General features: G+C 47.2%; 16 protein-coding genes and 1 tRNA gene. 10 read left to right on the top strand and 7 right to left on the bottom strand.

Features of this window, described 5'->3' with window-relative positions; all coding sequences use genetic code 11:
* The first annotated feature begins 31 nt into the window (after nucleotides 1–31).
* Complete coding sequence (gene purL, locus NGM44_RS04100; RefSeq protein ID WP_253224350.1) at nucleotides 32–3976, top strand: phosphoribosylformylglycinamidine synthase; 3945 nt, start codon at nucleotides 32–34, stop codon at nucleotides 3974–3976.
* 343 nt (nucleotides 3977–4319) lie between these two features.
* Nucleotides 4320–5591 carry a sodium/glutamate symporter gene (gene gltS / locus NGM44_RS04095; RefSeq protein ID WP_253224349.1) on the top strand — a complete coding sequence of 424 codons (1272 nt, stop codon included), beginning with the start codon at nucleotides 4320–4322 and terminating at the stop codon, nucleotides 5589–5591.
* Between the two features lie 74 nt (nucleotides 5592–5665).
* Here the strand turns inward: gltS and dld are convergent, their stop codons facing one another.
* Both dld and asd read right to left on the bottom strand, forming a co-directional pair.
* Entirely contained in the window at nucleotides 5666–7345 is a 1680-nt protein-coding gene (gene dld / locus NGM44_RS04090; protein ID WP_253224348.1) for a D-lactate dehydrogenase, read from the bottom strand.
* A 9-nt stretch (nucleotides 7346–7354) separates the two neighbouring features.
* Complete coding sequence (gene asd / locus NGM44_RS04085) at nucleotides 7355–8188, bottom strand: archaetidylserine decarboxylase (protein WP_253224347.1); 834 nt, start codon at nucleotides 8186–8188, stop codon at nucleotides 7355–7357.
* 192 nt (nucleotides 8189–8380) lie between these two features.
* On the opposite strand from asd, the gene NGM44_RS04080 reads away from it, so the two are divergent.
* From NGM44_RS04080 to dtd, 7 genes are all read left to right on the top strand, one after another.
* Complete coding sequence (locus NGM44_RS04080; RefSeq protein WP_371923541.1) at nucleotides 8381–8770, top strand: YbaN family protein; 390 nt, start codon at nucleotides 8381–8383, stop codon at nucleotides 8768–8770.
* A 46-nt stretch (nucleotides 8771–8816) separates the two neighbouring features.
* Nucleotides 8817–8907 (top strand) — tRNA-Ser (locus tag NGM44_RS04075).
* Nucleotides 8908–9140: 233 nt separating this feature from the next.
* Nucleotides 9141–10439, top strand: a complete 1299-nt coding sequence (bioA, locus tag NGM44_RS04070) for an adenosylmethionine--8-amino-7-oxononanoate transaminase (RefSeq protein ID WP_253224345.1) — start codon at nucleotides 9141–9143, stop codon at nucleotides 10437–10439.
* Nucleotides 10440–10467: 28 nt separating this feature from the next.
* Nucleotides 10468–11667, top strand: a complete 1200-nt coding sequence (locus NGM44_RS04065; RefSeq protein WP_253224344.1) for an 8-amino-7-oxononanoate synthase — start codon at nucleotides 10468–10470, stop codon at nucleotides 11665–11667.
* A gap of 26 nt (nucleotides 11668–11693) precedes the next feature.
* The gene (gene bioC / locus NGM44_RS04060; RefSeq protein WP_253224343.1) at nucleotides 11694–12452 is read left to right on the top strand and encodes a malonyl-ACP O-methyltransferase BioC; all 759 of its coding nucleotides are present in this window, start codon (nucleotides 11694–11696) and stop codon (nucleotides 12450–12452) included.
* Between the two features lie 69 nt (nucleotides 12453–12521).
* Nucleotides 12522–13202, top strand: coding sequence for a dethiobiotin synthase (gene bioD / locus NGM44_RS04055; protein ID WP_253224342.1), 681 nt, complete (start codon nucleotides 12522–12524; stop codon nucleotides 13200–13202).
* A gap of 86 nt (nucleotides 13203–13288) precedes the next feature.
* Entirely contained in the window at nucleotides 13289–13741 is a 453-nt protein-coding gene (dtd, locus tag NGM44_RS04050; RefSeq protein WP_253224341.1) for a D-aminoacyl-tRNA deacylase, read from the top strand.
* A gap of 104 nt (nucleotides 13742–13845) precedes the next feature.
* Here dtd and NGM44_RS04045 read toward each other — a convergent pair whose 3' ends face one another.
* The 3 genes from NGM44_RS04045 to NGM44_RS04035 are packed head-to-tail and all read right to left on the bottom strand — an operon-like array spanning nucleotide 13846 to nucleotide 15582.
* Nucleotides 13846–14547 (bottom strand): hypothetical protein, encoded by a 702-nt coding sequence (locus tag NGM44_RS04045; RefSeq protein ID WP_253224340.1) that lies wholly within the window; start codon nucleotides 14545–14547, stop codon nucleotides 13846–13848.
* A gap of 3 nt (nucleotides 14548–14550) precedes the next feature.
* On the bottom strand, nucleotides 14551–14970 hold the full coding sequence (locus tag NGM44_RS04040) for a DUF6884 domain-containing protein (protein WP_253224339.1): 420 nt from the start codon (nucleotides 14968–14970) through the stop codon (nucleotides 14551–14553).
* A 24-nt stretch (nucleotides 14971–14994) separates the two neighbouring features.
* On the bottom strand, nucleotides 14995–15582 hold the full coding sequence (locus tag NGM44_RS04035; protein WP_253224338.1) for an NUDIX hydrolase: 588 nt from the start codon (nucleotides 15580–15582) through the stop codon (nucleotides 14995–14997).
* 88 nt (nucleotides 15583–15670) lie between these two features.
* Here NGM44_RS04035 and NGM44_RS04030 point away from each other — a divergent pair, with 88 nt between their 5' ends.
* Nucleotides 15671–16423, top strand: coding sequence for a CoA pyrophosphatase (locus NGM44_RS04030; RefSeq protein WP_253224337.1), 753 nt, complete (start codon nucleotides 15671–15673; stop codon nucleotides 16421–16423).
* Nucleotides 16424–16425: 2 nt separating this feature from the next.
* Here NGM44_RS04030 and NGM44_RS04025 read toward each other — a convergent pair whose 3' ends face one another.
* Complete coding sequence (locus NGM44_RS04025) at nucleotides 16426–16581, bottom strand: hypothetical protein (protein ID WP_253224336.1); 156 nt, start codon at nucleotides 16579–16581, stop codon at nucleotides 16426–16428.
* 114 nt (nucleotides 16582–16695) lie between these two features.
* Nucleotides 16696–17064 (bottom strand): ribosome silencing factor, encoded by a 369-nt coding sequence (rsfS, locus tag NGM44_RS04020; protein ID WP_253224335.1) that lies wholly within the window; start codon nucleotides 17062–17064, stop codon nucleotides 16696–16698.
* Nucleotides 17065–17079 lie beyond the last annotated feature (15 nt).

The raw sequence follows: 17079 nt of genomic DNA, 5'->3' as shown, positions 1-17079 counted from the left end.
TCAACTGACGACTTTTGCAAGGGTAAACACCATGATGAGCACCATCGCAGGTTTGGGATTTTTGACCGATTTTCAAGCCAAGAAATTGGCAGACCAACTTAAAGAAAAGGCAGGGCTTGCCATCAGCAAGCTTGACAGCCAGCAGGTTTATGTCTTTGATGCGCCATTATCTGATGCCGATCATAAGAAGGCTTTGGATTTATTGAACCAAGGTCAGACGCCAAGCCTTAGCACAGCAGGTGCAAATCAAGTGCAAGTGGTGGTTGCACCGCGTTTTGGCACGATTAGCCCATGGGCATCGAAGGCGACCGATATTTTTAATAACTGTGGCGTGGATATTCACCGTGTTGAGCGTGTGGTGGTTTATACCTTGACAGGCGAAAATCTGCCAAGCCGTCTGCCACCTGCTGCCGAAGCCATCTTGCACGATCGCATGACCCAAAGCTTGGTTTATGAGCTTGGTGATGTGTCAGCCTTGTTCGTCGATGGCGAGCCTGCACACCTAAGCACAGTGGATATCATGGGCAAAGGCCGTGATGCACTGGTGTCTGCCAATACTGAATTTGGCTTTGCGTTATCGAGCGAAGATATTGATTATTTGGTCGAAAACTTCACCAAGCTTGGCCGCAATCCGACCGATGTCGAGCTGATGATGTTCGCCCAAGCCAACTCTGAGCACTGCCGCCACAAGATTTTTAATGCCGAATGGACGATCGATGGTGAAGTACAGCCAAAATCACTGTTCAAGATGATTCGCAACACCCACGAAAAGCATTCTGAAGGCATCCTATCGGCCTACAAGGATAACGCAGCGGTGATGGAAGGCTTTGTGGCTGAGCGTTTTTATCCAACCAAAAACGATGCAGGTGAAGCACAGTACGGTTTTCATAATGAACAAGTCGATATCTTGATGAAAGTCGAAACGCACAACCACCCAACGGCGATTGCTCCATTTGCAGGTGCAGCGACAGGTGCTGGCGGTGAGATTCGTGACGAAGGTGCGACAGGTCGTGGCGGTAAGCCAAAAGCTGGCTTGACAGGCTTTAGCGTCTCACATCTGCACCTGCCAACGATGCATGAAAAATGGGAAACATCAGGCAAGGTATCGGCAGCTGACTATGGCAAGCCATCACGCATGGCATCGGCACTGGATATCATGATCGAAGGTCCATTGGGCGGTGCGGCTTTTGCTAACGAATTTGGTCGTCCGAACCTAAACGGCTATTTCCGTACCTTCCAGCTGGATACATCCGCCGAACAAGACGGCAGCCAAATGCGTGGCTATCATAAGCCAATCATGATTGCTGGTGGCTATGGTAATATCAAGCGTAATTTGGTTCAAAAAAATGCCATCCAAGAAGGGGATTTGCTCATCGTACTCGGTGGCCCTGCGATGCAAATCGGTCTGGGCGGTGGTGCAGCAAGCTCGGTGGATAGTGGTGAGTTGGACGAAGGCTTGGATTTTGCATCTGTACAGCGTGATAATGCTGAGATGGAGCGTCGCTGCCAAGAAGTTATTGACACCTGTTGGGCGATGGCAAAAGATGGCAATGATAACAACCCAATCATCTCAATCCACGATGTCGGTGCAGGTGGTCTGTCAAATGCCATGCCTGAGCTTGTCGATGATCATGAGCTGGGCGCACACCTAAATCTGCGTAAAGTGCCATCACTAGAAGCGGGTATGTCGCCGATGGCTATCTGGTCAAACGAAGCCCAAGAGCGTTATGTGCTGGCTATCCGTCCTGAGAGCGAAAAGCTATTTGATGACATTTGTGCGCGTGAACGCTGCCCATATGCTATCTTGGGTACAGCGACTGCGGTGCGTCAGCTACAAGTCGATGACAGCCTATTACCAGAGCAACCTGTTGATATGCCAATGCAAGTGCTGCTTGGTGGTACGCCAAAGATGAAGCGTAGCTTTAGTCGTCGTGACACTGAGCTGCGTGCCTTGGATGTCTCATCAGTGGATTTGGCAACGAGTATCAAAGATGTCCTACGCCATCCAACGGTCGCCAGCAAGTCATTCCTAATCAGCATCGGTGACCGCTCAATCACTGGCATGGTGACCCAAGATCAGTATGTCGGTCGCTACCAAGTGCCCGTGGCAGACTGTGCGGTGACCAGCACGAGCCTAACCGCCACCACGGGTGAAGCGATGGCGATGGGCGAGCGTGCGCCAGTGGCATTGATTAGCCCAACGGCATCAGCACGCCTAGCAGTCGGTGAAGCGGTGACCAATATCGCATCAGCACGCATCGCCAAAATCAGCGATGTGACTCTATCAGCCAACTGGATGGCAGCCTGTGGCGACGAAAAAGAAGATGCTGCACTGTTTGACGCGGTGCACGCAGTCGGCGAAGAGCTGTGCCCTGCGCTTGGTATCACCATTCCTGTGGGCAAAGACAGCTTGTCAATGAAAGCCAACTGGCAAGATGATGGCGTGGACAAGACAGTCAGCTCACCGATGAGCCTGATCATCACTGCCTTTGCACCTGTCCAAGATGTCGCAGGCACGCTGACGCCAGCACTTGTCAATAGTGACTCAGTGCTGTATCGCATTGATTTGTCAGGCGGCAAGCTGCGTTTGGGCGGTTCGATTTTTGCACAGACCTTGAGCCAATTGGGTAATGATTGCCCTGATTTGGACAAGGCAGCCGACCTTGCCAATTTCTTTGCCTTTATCCAAGCGGCTGCCAAAGCAGGCGTGATCAAGGCATATCATGACATCGGTGATGGTGGTTTGGTGGCGGCAGTGGCTGAAATGCAGTTTGCCAGCCGTATGGCGATCAATCTTGCTCTAAGCGATGACAATCTGCTTGGTCAGCTATTCGCCGAAGAGTTGGGTGCGGTGGTACAGGTATTGCCTGAAGATGTTGATGCCTTTGTCGCATTGGCAGATGAGCATGGTGTATCAGCATTGACAAGCCTTGTTGGTGATGCCAAGGCGACACCAGCAGGTGGTGCAGGCGTGGATAAATTGACCATCACGACGCCAACGGTACAGCTTGCCTTTGATCGCAGTGAGCTACAACAAGAATGGGCAAAAGTCAGCCATGCCATCCAAAGTCTGCGTGACAACCCTGCCTGTGCCGACCAAGAATTTGCCCTAATCAGTGACATCAATCATCATGGCTTGATTGCTGATGCTAATTTTGACCTAGATTTGGCGGTCGAAGCGCCATATATCAACAGCCGTACGAGCCTACCAAAAGTCGCCATCTTGCGTGAACAAGGCGTCAATGGTCATCTTGAGATGGGTGCAGGCTTTGTGCGTGCAGGCTTTGATGCCATCGATGTGCATATGAGCGATTTGATGAGCGGTCGCATCAATCTGCGTGATTTCGAAGGCTTGGTGGCGTGCGGTGGCTTTAGCTATGGCGATGTACTGGGCGCAGGCTCGGGCTGGGCGAACTCGGTGCTATTCCATGATGAGCTGCGTATGCAGTTTGCTCGCTTCTTCCATCGTCCTGAGACCTTTGCGCTGGGCGTATGTAATGGCTGTCAGATGATGAGTCAGCTCAAGGACTTGATGGTCGGTGCTGAGCATTTCCCACGCTTTAGAGCGAACAAATCAGCTCGCTTTGAAGCACGCACGGTCAATGTCCGTGTTGAGCGTACCAAATCCGTCCTGCTAAAAGGGATGCAAGACAGCATCTTGCCAATCGCCATCGCTCATGGTGAAGGCTATGCTGATTTGGATGACAAATCAATGGCGGAACTGGCGCGTCATGGCCAGATTGCCCTGCGTTATGTCGATAGTCAAGGCAATCCAACTGAGCATTATCCGCTGAACCCGAACGGCTCGCCAGAGGGTGTGACGGGTATCTGTAGTAATGATGGCCGTGTGACCTTGATGATGCCACATCCAGAGCGTAATCTGCGTGCGGTGAATCATTCATGGAAGCCTGATGAATGGCAAAACGACGGTGCGTGGATGCGTCTATTCCGCAACGCTCGAGCATTCTTGCGTTAATCACAGGTTAATAGCCGAATAACAACTTGCCCCAAATCACTCATGGTGGTTTGGGGTTTTGTTTTGGCTTGTTATCATTTATATGAATATCCTATGAATAAGTGTAGAGAAAATTTGCATAAGTCTGATTAAATTTTACACAATTTTAAGCTATAAAAAAATAATTTACAAATCAATAAGATATTAGCGGAAATTTTGCCCAATTTATCCAAAAAATCACTTATAATGATAAGGTTTACTCATGATGTTATGAGTTTTGCAATAATTGTTCTGATTTTCTTATTAATCATGGCTTGTTGGTGAAGACTGGCAGGCGTGTGATGGGTTTTTGAAGGAGGGCTGTGTGGAAATTACACTCAACGGCTACTATACGCTGATTTTGGCGACGATGGTGCTATTGCTTGGTAAAGCGATGGTCAAGCGTATCAAGTTTTTGTCAGATTTTAACATCCCTGAGCCTGTGGCGGGCGGTTTGATTGCGGCAGCGATTGTTTATACGCTAAATGCAGTGTTTGGCTATAGTTTTACTTTTCAAAAAGAGCTACAAACGGCGTGTATGCTGATGTTCTTTGCATCCATTGGTCTGTCGGCGGACTTCGGTCGCCTAAAAGCAGGCGGTAAGCCGCTGCTCGTGTTTTTGGTGGTGGTATCAGGATTCATCATTGTCCAAAACGCTGTCGGTGTCGGTGTGGCATCGGCACTGGGGCTAGATCCATTGATGGGCTTGGTGGCAGGTTCGATTTCTTTGACTGGTGGTCATGGTACGGCAGGCGCGTGGGGCACGACCTTTGAAGATAAATACGGTGTCATCGGCGCAACCACACTGGGCATCGCCTGTGCGACCTATGGTCTGGTGGCGGGCGGTATCATTGGTGGCCCGGTTGCCAAACGATTGATTACCAATTTGGGTATCAAGCCAAGCGAAGACAAAGAAAACCGCTCAGCCGTCGAAGAAGTAGCAGACAGTCAGTCGCTATATAGCACCAAGCATAATATTGATGATGATACTGCACACAAAGAGATGTTCGAGCGTCCTGATAATATCCGCTTGATTACTGCATCATCGACCATTGAGACGCTGGCACTATTTGCAGCGTGTTTGGCATTTGCCGATATCATGACAGGCATCGCCAAGGACACTTGGTTTGAGCTACCGACCTTCGTATGGGCGTTATTTGGCGGTGTGGTGATTCGTAATACTTTGACCACTTTCTTTAACTTTGATATGTTTGACCGTGCCATCGATGTCTTTGGTAATGCGGCATTGTCATTGTTCTTGGCGATGGCTTTATTGTCATTGAAACTGTGGGAATTGGCGGACTTGGGCCCATCGATTCTCGTGGTCTTGGCAGTACAGACAGTGGTGATGATTGCTTATGCTTACTTTGTTACTTTCCGTATCATGGGCAAGGACTATGATGCAGCGGTGTTGGCGGCAGGTCATTGCGGCTTTGGCATGGGGGCGACACCGACAGCGATTGCCAATATGCAGGCCATCACCGACCGTTATGTCCCATCACATAAGGCGTTTTTGATTGTGCCGATGGTGGGTGCATTCTTTGTGGATTTGATGAACGTCGCCATCTTGCAAGGTTTCTTGGGCATGTTTAGCTAATTACTTCCATCAATAAAAATCACCCGATCGCATTACCATCGGGTGATTTTTATTGCAACATTGCATGGGTGGATTTAAGCCCAATGTTTTTTCTTAGACGTATGTCCAATGCCCACATTAAATTGATTGGTTGGGTCAAGGGCTTGATAATGCTGTTTTAGGCTTGGTTTTGCCACATATAAATGTCCAACATTATGTTCAGCAGGATACTCTGCACGACGCTCATCTAACAATTTCCACATTTCATGCTCCATTGCCAGTGGGTCTATGCCTTTTTTCACAATATAATCTTGATGGAACACATGGCACATAAAATGCCCATAATACAATTTATGGATAATATTTTTTTCCATCTCTTCAGGCAAGGTTTCGACCCAATCACGGTCATTACGGCGTAAAGCAATGTCTAAAGCAACAATATCTTCCACTTCATTGCGATGGGTATCACGATAGCGAATCGCCGCCCCTGCAACCGCAAAACGATGTAAAAATGCCTTGCGACCTTCTTCATCGTCACATAAAAAATAATTGCCTGTCGTATGTTTGGCAAAATATTCTGTTAAAAAATGTCCGACCGTTTCGACATCTTGGTGTTCAATGCGTAAAATTAAATGATGTTCGTATAAATCACGAAACTCATTCATACGTTTTGGCAAATGCGAAGGCATTAAACTGGTAATCGCTTGTAACGTATGGTCAGTTAGCCCTTGAATATGTAATTTTTCACAAATGCCATCGACTTTATCTTTTAAAGCAAAGGCGTGTGTGACTTTGGCTGTACCAAATTTTTCAATAAATAAAAAGGTATCTTTGCCATATTTTGCCCCAATATCGTAGGCGGTACGGTGAATATATTCCCCTGCAATCGGCAAGCGTGGTAACTCGGTTAATAAATAACGGCGAATTTCGGTTAAATCATTGTGGTCATTACTGCCAATATAAAATACTCGGCTAGCAATTTTTTCAAAGGTATCTAAACGCACCGCAAACACACACACTTTCCCTGCAGAACCTGATGCTTCAAATAATCGGCTTGGGTCAGCATTAAAACGAGCAGGGGTGTCTGCATCGACTTGGCGGACATCGTGGGCATAACGCTTATCAGATGCTGTGCGTCCGTGATTTTGACAGCACTCATGCACTTGGTAATCATTATTTTGTAATCGTGTTAGGATTTCTTCAGGTGTTTCTCCTAAATCAATCCCTAAATGATTGATTAGCTGTAATTGTCCATCTTCATCGACTTTGGCATATAGGGCAAGTTCGGTATAGGCAGGCCCCCGACGGACGAGTGCACCCCCTGAATTATTACACACACCGCCCAATACTGATGCACCAATACACGATGAACCAATCACCGAATGTGGTTCACGGTTAAAGGGCGCAAGCGTTTTTTCCAAAGCATCTAAGGTTGCCCCCGGTAAACATACGACTTGTTCACCATTTAAAATCGGTTGAATACCTGTTAAACGGCGAGTACTTAAAATCACCACAGGACGGTCATAGTCGCCATAGGGCGTTGAACCGCCTGTTAAACCTGTATTTGCCGCTTGCATGATGATAATACAATCCGCTTCAACCACGGCTTTTAGCACTTGCCATTGTTCTAATAAAGTTGCAGGAATAACCACGCACAACGCCTTACCACTGCCAAAACGTCTGCCTTGATTATACCAACGCATATCACCATCTTGGGTTAGGACATTGTCTTTGCCGACGATGGATTTTAGGGTGTCAATCAGTACCGCTGTCATGACTTATCCTTATTTTGCTAATTTGCCGATGGCTTGACCCATCACCACTTTTTGACCATGAGTGATGCCATCAAGCCAAGTGTTGCCTGCTGATTTTGGCAATACAACAATCGCTGTCGAGCCCAGATAAAATCTGCCAAGCTCATCGCCTTTTTTCATATCCATATCATGCGTGCGATACTGAATGTACGGCGTACGGCGAATCTGACCAGTCGCGACGCACTCAATCCCCGCCACAATCATCGCACCGACCAGCACCACCGCAGCACGACCAAACTCAGTCTCAAACAGACATACCAAGCGCTCATTGCGCGCGAACAAATCAGGCACAGCATTGGCGGTGGTATTATTCACCGAAAATAGCGTACCCGGCACATAGCGAGTGGCAATCAGCTTGCCATCAAACGGCAGATGCACACGGTGATAATTGCTCGGTGCTAGATAAATCGTCGCAAAACTGCCATCAATAAAATACTGACCATCGTCATAATCAGCCAAGAGCTGACCGACTTCATAATCACGGCCTTTGGCTTGTAAGATAGCTTGGTGATGAATGTCGCCTGCTTGCGACACCGTACCATCAGCAGGGCAGATGATACTATTTTCATCGCCATCAATCGGGCGGATGTTGTCTTTTAATTCACGAGTAAAAAAGTCATTAAAACTGGCATAGTCATCGAGTGAGCCACGCTCATACTCATCGAGCGTGATGCCATAGGCTTTGGCGAAGCTGTGGATTAGGGCTTTTTTGACATAAGGGTTTTGACTTTTGGCAAGTGCGCCTGCCGCTTCGCTTAAGGCTTGCTGTGGGACGATGTTTTGTAGTAGGGTAAATAGACTCATAACGATCCATAAACTGATGAAATTGCACTCATTGTAGCACAGAACGATGGGGCGTACAGAAGAAAAATGTTGCGTATATTCAATAAAACCGACGATGGATTTTGAAATTTTTTGATTAGAAATTTTGGGTAAATCCGCTACAATAGACCAAAATGCTTAATCATCATGCTTAAATTTAGAAATACCATGACCATGCCAACGCCGCCCACCTTGCCCAAAAATCCAGCGATTCGCGCGATGTACTTTGTGCTGGGCGTGGTATCGCTGATTTTGGGCGTGATCGGTGCGGTGCTGCCTGTGATGCCGACGACGGTGTTTATTTTATTGGCGGCATTTTGTTTCGCCAAAAGCTCGCGGCGATTTTCTGATTATCTGCTCACGCATCCGACTTTTGGGCGGATGATTATTGATTGGCAGACGCGCCGTGCCATTCCCCGCCGTGCCAAATATTTGGCGTGGACGATGATGACGGTATCGGTGCTGATTTTATTGATCGGTGGCACACCGCTTTGGGTGCTTAGCATGGTGGCAGTGCTATTATTGGCTGTGGCGATATGGATGGCAAGGCTGCCTGATGCTTAAGAGTGATTGCAATTTGGGCGTAAAATCCGTATAATAGCGGTTCTTTGGAGACGTGGCTGAGTGGTCGAAAGCGCACGCCTGGAAAGTGTGTATGCGTTAATAGCGCATCAAGGGTTCAAATCCCTTCGTCTCCGCCATACATGATTTTTGCAAGGATTTGCAAAGAACGACAAACTGGTACAAAAACCCATAAACCCCTTGAAAATATTAGCTTTCAAGGGGTTTTTTGTTGCCTTTTTTTCCAAAAAACCTTCATCAAATCCGCCCAAAACCCACCCCAAGACTTTCTTTGAAAACCACCCCAATTCCCGCCCATCTCACCGCCGAACTTATGCTATAATCTGTGTTTATTTGCCGAACAGATACCACCATGCTACCCACGGATGATTTTGACACCGCCCATTTGTGGCATCCTTATACTTCGATGATCAACCCTTTGCCTGCGCTGAAAGTGGCTCGCGCGGACGGCTGTCGCATCACTTTGTCTGATGGCACAGTGATGATTGATGGGATGTCGTCTTGGTGGTGCGCGCTGCATGGCTACAATCACCCCGTGATCAATGCGGCGATCACCGAGCAAGTCGGGCAGCTGTCACACATTATGTTTGGTGGGCTGACGCATGAGCCTGCGATCGCATTGGGTAAGCTCTTGCTTGAGATGACAGCCAAGCCTTTGCAGCATATTTTCTACGCTGATACAGGTTCGGTAGCGGTGGAAGTCGCGCTAAAGATGGCGGTGCAATATCAGCACGCGCTTGGCAAACCTAACAAAACCAATATCATCACCACGCGCTCAGGCTATCATGGCGACACTTGGAATGCCATGAGTGTCTGCGATCCTGTCACGGGGATGCATGGGCTGTTTGGCACGGCATTACCTAAGCGGATTTTTGTGCCTGCGCCATCGATTCGCCCCGGTGAGCCGTGGCGCGATGATGAGATGATGGCGGTGCGCACAGCGTTTGCGGAGCATCATGAACAAATCGGCGCGTTCATCATCGAGCCTGTGGTACAAGGTGCAGGCGGTATGCGCTTTTATCATCCCAATTATCTGCGTGAAATCCGCAAGCTGTGCGATGAGTATGGCGTGCTTTTGATTTTGGATGAGATCGCCACAGGTTTTGGGCGTACAGGCAAGCTATTTGCTTATGAGCACGCGGACATCACGCCTGATATTTTGTGTCTTGGCAAGGCATTGACAGGCGGCTATCTGACGCTGTCGGCGGTGCTGACCACAAGCCAAGTCGCTCATACCATCAGTCGCGGCGATGCGGGCGTGTTCATGCATGGTCCGACTTTTATGGGCAATCCTTTGGCGTGCCGCACCGCTCTGGCAAGCACGCAGCTGCTACTCGATAGCGATTGGCAAGCTGCTGTTCGTCGCATTGAGAAGATGTGCCATGATCAATTAGCCAATCTTATCAATCTTGACCATGTCACTGATGTGCGCGTTCTTGGGGCGATTGGTGTGGTGGAGCTGATCCATCCTGTGAATATGGCATGGATTCAGACGCAGTGCGTTGCTCGTGGTATTTGGATTCGTCCATTTGGTAAGCTGGTCTATGTGATGCCGCCTTTTGTCATCAGTGATGATGAATTGATATTATTGCTTAGCCAACTGGTTGAATTGATTAAAGATTTACCAAATAACGGTTTAAAATTGGACTGATGAATTTATTAAGGAAAATACAAATTCAATGAATGATAAGCTCTTAGCCCATTTTAGCGATCATCTGGATATGCTCAAAGCCAAGCACAATCATCGTGCTTTTCGCGCTTTGATTCATGATCAATCTCAAGTGCAAATGGCAGATACGCGGCTGGTTAATCTTGCCAGTAATGATTATCTGGGCATCGCTCAAAAGGGTCAATTACAAGAAGAATTTTTAGATAATATTGATAAAATCAGCAAAAATTATGGCGAAAACTTACTGCTGACTTCGTCATCATCACGGCTTCTGACAGGCAATTTTACAAGCTATACCGCACTAGAAGAGCGCATGAGCACGCTGTTTGGACGAGCTTGCTTGCTGTTTAACAGCGGCTATCATGCCAATGTCGGTATCATTCCTGCGATTTGTGATAGCGGCACGATGATTTTGGCGGATAAATTGGTGCATGCCAGTATGATCGATGGCATTCGCCTTGCTACCGCAGCAGGGGCGAAGTGTGTGCGCTATCAACATCAAAATTTAGCACAGCTTGACAAACTACTTGCCAAATACCAAGACGATGATAGCATTCATCGCATTGTCATCTTAACCGAGAGTATCTTCAGTATGGATGGTGATGTCACTGATTTGCCAGCATTGGTGCAGATGAAAAATCGCTATGACAAAGCCATGCTGTACATCGACGAAGCGCACGCGATTGGGGTATGTGGCGAGATGGGCTTGGGCTGTGCTGAGCAGTTTGGCTGTATTGATGATGTTGAGCTGATTGTCGGAGCATCTGGCAAGGCAATGGCATCGGTCGGTGGCTATGTGATTTGTCATGATATTATTAAAGATTATCTAATCAATACTATGCGTCCGCTGATTTTTAGCACCGCGCTGCCACCATTGAATATCGCGTGGACGCAGTTTGTGCTTGAGCGTATCATTGGCATGAGTGATGAGCGTGCGCAGCTGCAGCAGCGCAGTCAGATGCTCAGAGAACAAATCACTGCAATGGGCTATGCCTGCCCATCGGCAAGTCAGATCGTACCGATGATTGTCCATGATAATGATCGCGTGCTTGCGCTTGCCGATCAGATGCAGGCGGCGGGATTTTTGGTGCTGGGCGTGCGACCACCGACCGTGCCAGTGGGGCAGGCTAGACTGCGTATTTGTCTAAATACTGCCATTAGTGATGATGAATTTACCCAGTTTTGCCAAGTGCTAAAGACCATTGCTTGAATTTTAAGTTTATCTAAGTGATTGATATGCCAAAGAATGTCTCTGCCCAACACATCGCCCAGCGTTTCGCCAAAGCTTATGACAGCTATCGAGGCGCGGCACTGGTGCAGGCGCAGATGGCGGATAAGCTTGTGGCGCAGCTTGTGGGGTATGGTGGTACGCATTACGATACGGTGCTAGAGATTGGCTGTGGTAGTGGTCTGTTGAGTGAGAAATTTGCTCACCATTGCACGGCAAATACGCTGATTTTGAATGATTTGTACGAGCACATCACGGACAATCCGCGATATATGGCGCAGGCAGATTATCACTATCTGATCGGTGATATCAGCACGCAGCCGCTGCTTGATACTGTGGATTTGGTGCTGTCTGGGGCAAGTTTACAGTGGATTTATCCATTAGATAATCTAATTAATAAACTGTATCACAGCAGCCGACAAGGGGCGATACTTGCCTTTAGCACCTTTGGCGTGAATAACCTAAGTGAAATCAGGCAGCTGACAGGGCAGGGGCTGAGCTATTATACCAAAGATACGCTGACAGAATGCGTCGCGGCGCAAGGCTGGCAGATCGAACTGGTGGATGAGTGGCAGCAGGTGCTGTATTTTGAGCATCCGATGGCGGTGCTAAGACATCTTAAGGCGACGGGCGTGACGGCGACGGGTGATGGGTTTCACTGGACGCGCGCTGCTTTGGAAGAATTTTATCAAGCATATCAGTCACTTAGTACTGAGCAAGGCGTGCCGCTGACTTATCATCCGATGATGGTGATCGCGCGTAAGTAAGCTGCGTGCGTGATTTATCGTATCATAAATTTAAGATTAATTGTTTAATAAAACTTATAGGTATAAGCCATGAAAGGCGTTTATTTTGTGACGGGTATTGATACTGACATTGGCAAGACCATCGCCACAGGCGTGATCGCGCGTCGGCTGATGGATGATGGCGTTTCGGTGATCACGCAGAAGCTTGTGCAGACAGGCAATGCTACCATCAGTGATGACATCGTCAAGCACAGAGAGCTGATGAGTGTGGCGCTGATGCCCGATGATCTGCCCAATCAAGATGGCGTACGGCTGACCATGCCGCTATTATTAAGTTATCCTGCATCACCACATCTGGCAAGTCGCCTTGATGGTGTGGCAGTTGATCTTGATCAGATTGCCGCCTGCACCGATGAACTTGCTAAGCGTTATCAGGTGGTGCTGCTCGAAGGCGCAGGCGGTGTGATGGTGCCATTATTGGATAATGAGCAGAATAATGGACAGGGCGATGTGCTGACCATTGATCATATCGCAGCGCACGATTATCCTGTGATCGTGGTGACTTCAGGCAGGCTTGGCAGTATCAATCACACGCTACTTACTTTAGATATTTTAAAAAATAAAGGTATCATTATTCATGCTATCGCTTATAATCTTGCTGATGATAGCCAAGATACCGTGATCGCGACCGACAGCAAGCGTTATTTACAAAACTATCTGCACAAGTATCATCCACAGACTCAGTGGTGGGAAATCCCTGTGGTGGCATAAATGATAAAAAACCGCCATCCTTTGACAAAATCAGGATGAGCGGATTTTATTTTTGATTTTGAAATTAAAATAAAAAGGATAAATCTATGAAAGCCCTAATTCAGCGTGTCACTACTGCTAGGGTCGATGTCGATGGACAGACCATCGGCGCGATTGATGCAGGTGTATTGGCTTATATCGGCATTGGACATGATGATGATTTTGGCACAGCTTGCCGATTGATTGATAAGATTTTGACTTATCGGATTTTTGAGAATGTCACCGATGTGGATAAATTAGGAAAACTTGATAAAAGTGTCGCCGATGTCGGTGGTGGCTTGCTGCTTGTGTCGCAGTTTACCTTGATGGCGAAGACTGATAAAGGTCGCCGTCCTGACTTTGCGCCAGCGATGCCGCCTGCGCTAGCAAGTGCATTATTTGAGCAATTGGTCGAATACGCCAAAAGTAAGCATCCTAATGTTGCTACAGGGCAGTTTGGTGCAAATATGCAGGTCATCGCCCAAAATGATGGACCGATTAATTTTATTTTGGAAGTTTGATTTTGCGATAATAAATCCAAAACCGCAACCAATAACATATCGCATGCCATAAGGTGAGTGATATGTTATTTTTATCAATTCACCATAAAATCAAAGCATTCATATCACATCAACACTGACGCCATTTCGTTTGGTTTTGCGGTTTGTTGAACCAATTGTGATAGTAGTTCAAAATCTTCTTTATCCAGGCATTCATTATTCAATGAATTAACCTGCCACAGACCGCTTTGTCTGATTTTTAATTTGGTGGAATGGTTTCCTAGCCAAGTGTCAGATGGCTTGGTTTCACTTGATTTGGCAAGCGTTGAAATGATTTTGCTTTCCCAGTACAGTCTATCATCCTTTGTTGGCACTTCAAATACACAAAATGACAGATTGTTTTGGATGTATTCACTGATTTTTTCTTCAAGATTATTTTCGTAATCTTTATCAATTTTTTTGAGCTTCTCTTCTCTACCAAGTCTTGGTGTGATGTCAAGTTCCCAAATAGGCAAATATTCTGGGTTTTCTTGTGCTAAAAAACAGCGACCGATATTTTTTCTGAAGATGCTGCGATTTTTATTCTTATTGATAAAATGTTGTTTTAGCCTTGAGCGCAATTGGTTGTTGCCAGTATGAGTGCCAACACGCACAATTCTAGCCATGCCCTGAACGGTTTCGCCATTTTCAAAAATGATATAAATACCATTTTTGGGAATTTGTTTGTCATCAAAGGGGAGGCAAGGATGGGTTTGCTTACCATTAGGGGAAAAGCAGTAGCGAGCCTGCTTGTTAAATAATTCGTGTAATTTTAATGCAAAGTCCATATTTTAGCCTTGTTTTTGATGGCCGGTTAAAAATTTGAGTCTTTCGCCAATCTTTAGCCCTTGCAACGGGAGCTGGATGTTTTCTAGATGACTTTGTAGTGGCTCAATGTATTTATTGCCCGCCAGAATGATGAATTGGTCATTCTTTAGGTCGGCAACCTTGGATAATTGATCGGCAACAACATCGCCCCATGTTAGCCTATCGGTTTTTTTCATTGAGTTTAGAGTTTGATCATAAGGCCCAATCTCTGCATCGAGTTTTAGCAAATGATATTTGGCGGATAGAATATAAATGGCATCGGGTTTTAAGCCTTGAGCGTATTGTAAGCTTTTGATAAATAAAGCGCTTTGATATAAATCTTTTGCCTGTGCTTTTGTGTTGAGTTTTTTAGATACACAAGAGATTAATACAATATTTTTCATAATAATACTCAAATTAATATGCCATTAAGTCAATTCATCCACCACAATCTCATCCAGTGTGATTTGATGCAGTGGATAATTGGCATAATCATCAGGGTCAAGCCCTTTATCCATAATGGCTTGCTTATCCGCCAAAAAATGCTCAAGCGTCAAGCGAATGGTACGAAATGCAAGCTCATCCCACGGAATGTCCCTTTCATTGACCAGTGTACATTCAAGGCTTTCGACGCCCACGCCATAGCGACCATCGGCGGACAGTGTCGATAGATACATCGCATGCACTTGCCCCAGATAAGGAATGTCAAATAAGCAATACAGCCGCGCGTCGGTGGCGATGGCGGCGGCTTCTTCGATGGTTTCGCGCAGTGCGCCTTCAAGCATGGTTTCGCCGATTTCCATAAAGCCAGCGGGCAGCGTCCATTTGCCGTATTGTGGTTCAATGGCACGGCGGCAGATTAGGATTTGGTCCTTGTGACGCACGAGTGAGCCGCAGATCAGTTTGGGATTGTCATAATGAATGTAGCCGCAAGCAGGGCAGACGATGCGGATTTTGCTGTCACCAGCAGGGATGGTTTCTTGGGCTTGAGTGCCGCACTGTAGGCAATAAGGCATGGTTTGGCTCTTGACTTTTGCAGGGGTATGATTTAGTTTAAATCAAATAATCCACAATTACAAATCAAAATTTGCGCCGATAAACACCATGCACACGACCATCCACACACCACCGCAGTCATTCATCGATCGTGACACACCACCGCCGATCGATGGGCAATTTGCCACACTTGCCAAGAAAATTCATCAATACTGGCAAGATGGCGGTAGTGATGTGCTGCCTTTATCCAGAGGCGATAATCAGCTGGTCTCAGCCAGTGTCGCCACCAAATCCGAGCAAGCGTGTCTGAATACGCCCAAGCCCGATGCCTGCGTGCTGGTCGCCATCACCGATGAAGCTGTGCCGCGTATTTTGCTGACGCAGCGTGCTGCGACCTTGAATAGTCATGCAGGGGAAGTGTCGTTCGTCGGTGGTAAGGTTGATGAGACGGATGCGTCAAGCCGTGCTGCAGCACTGCGTGAAGCACATGAAGAAGTGGGACTGATGGAAGTGCATACGACGCTGATTGGCTATCTGCCCATGCAGATGTCGCGTGCAGGCTTACTTGTGCGTCCTGTGGTGATGGCGATCGATGCGGCGGCGATGGGGCAGTTGGTCGCCAATGAAGATGAGATTGGCGCGATTTTTTGGCTGCCGTTTGCTGATATTCTCTCACCACCTATCGATCATCAGATGATGCGACAAGTGGGCGATCAGCGATACATTTTGCGCACCCCTGCATGGCTTGGCTGTGATGGCGTAGGTGAGCAGGTGGTATGGGGCTTGACGGCGCGGATCTTGGCAAATTTGGCTGAGATTGGCTTTGGGAGGCATTATCCGTGGTATTATCGGCTAGCGTAGGTTTAAGCTACAATCATAGATTTTGCTTTGGCAAGCAGCTTTTGTTTGCCGCGAGCTTTTGCGGTAGCTATTGGCACTGTTTTGGCTTGACCTGAGCGAAATTCTTGTAAGCGTGACAAGGTTACTTGTGTAGATTGTGCTGATTCAATGAAGTTCATTTTATTTATGATTTAGAATTACAAAATCCAAAATACTGGTATGTTGTGCAAGCATATCGTTTAATGAACAAAAACGCCCAATATCACATTGAGCGTTTTTATCATTTATCTTAATCAGTCTTTTGGAGCAACTGCCAAAGCTTTTAGGGCGTCTGGCGACGACCACAGACCTTCAAGATCATAAAACTCGCGCGCTTGCGGCGTCATCACATGCACGACCACCGCGCCTAGATCCACCAGCGTCCAGTCGCTGTCTTTATCACCTTCGCGACCAAGCGGCATCAAGCCTGCTTCTTTGGTCGCTGCACCCAGCTTATCTGCCAAGGCTTTAACATGACGCTTAGAAGTGGCTTCACAGATCACGATGCGCTCAGCGACTTCAGTCAGGTGCGCGATCTCAAGGGTGGTGATGTTTTTGGCTTTTAGATCGTCAAGCGTTGCGACGACTAGGTCTAGGGTCTGCTCTAAAGTTAGGGTAGTCATAAAATTAAATATATA

It is taken from the genome of Moraxella sp. FZFQ2102, assembly GCF_024137865.1.
Lineage (GTDB): Bacteria > Pseudomonadota > Gammaproteobacteria > Pseudomonadales > Moraxellaceae > Moraxella.
The sequence above is the reverse complement of the archived record's forward strand: the minus strand, read 5'-3'. Positions and strand labels throughout refer to the sequence as shown.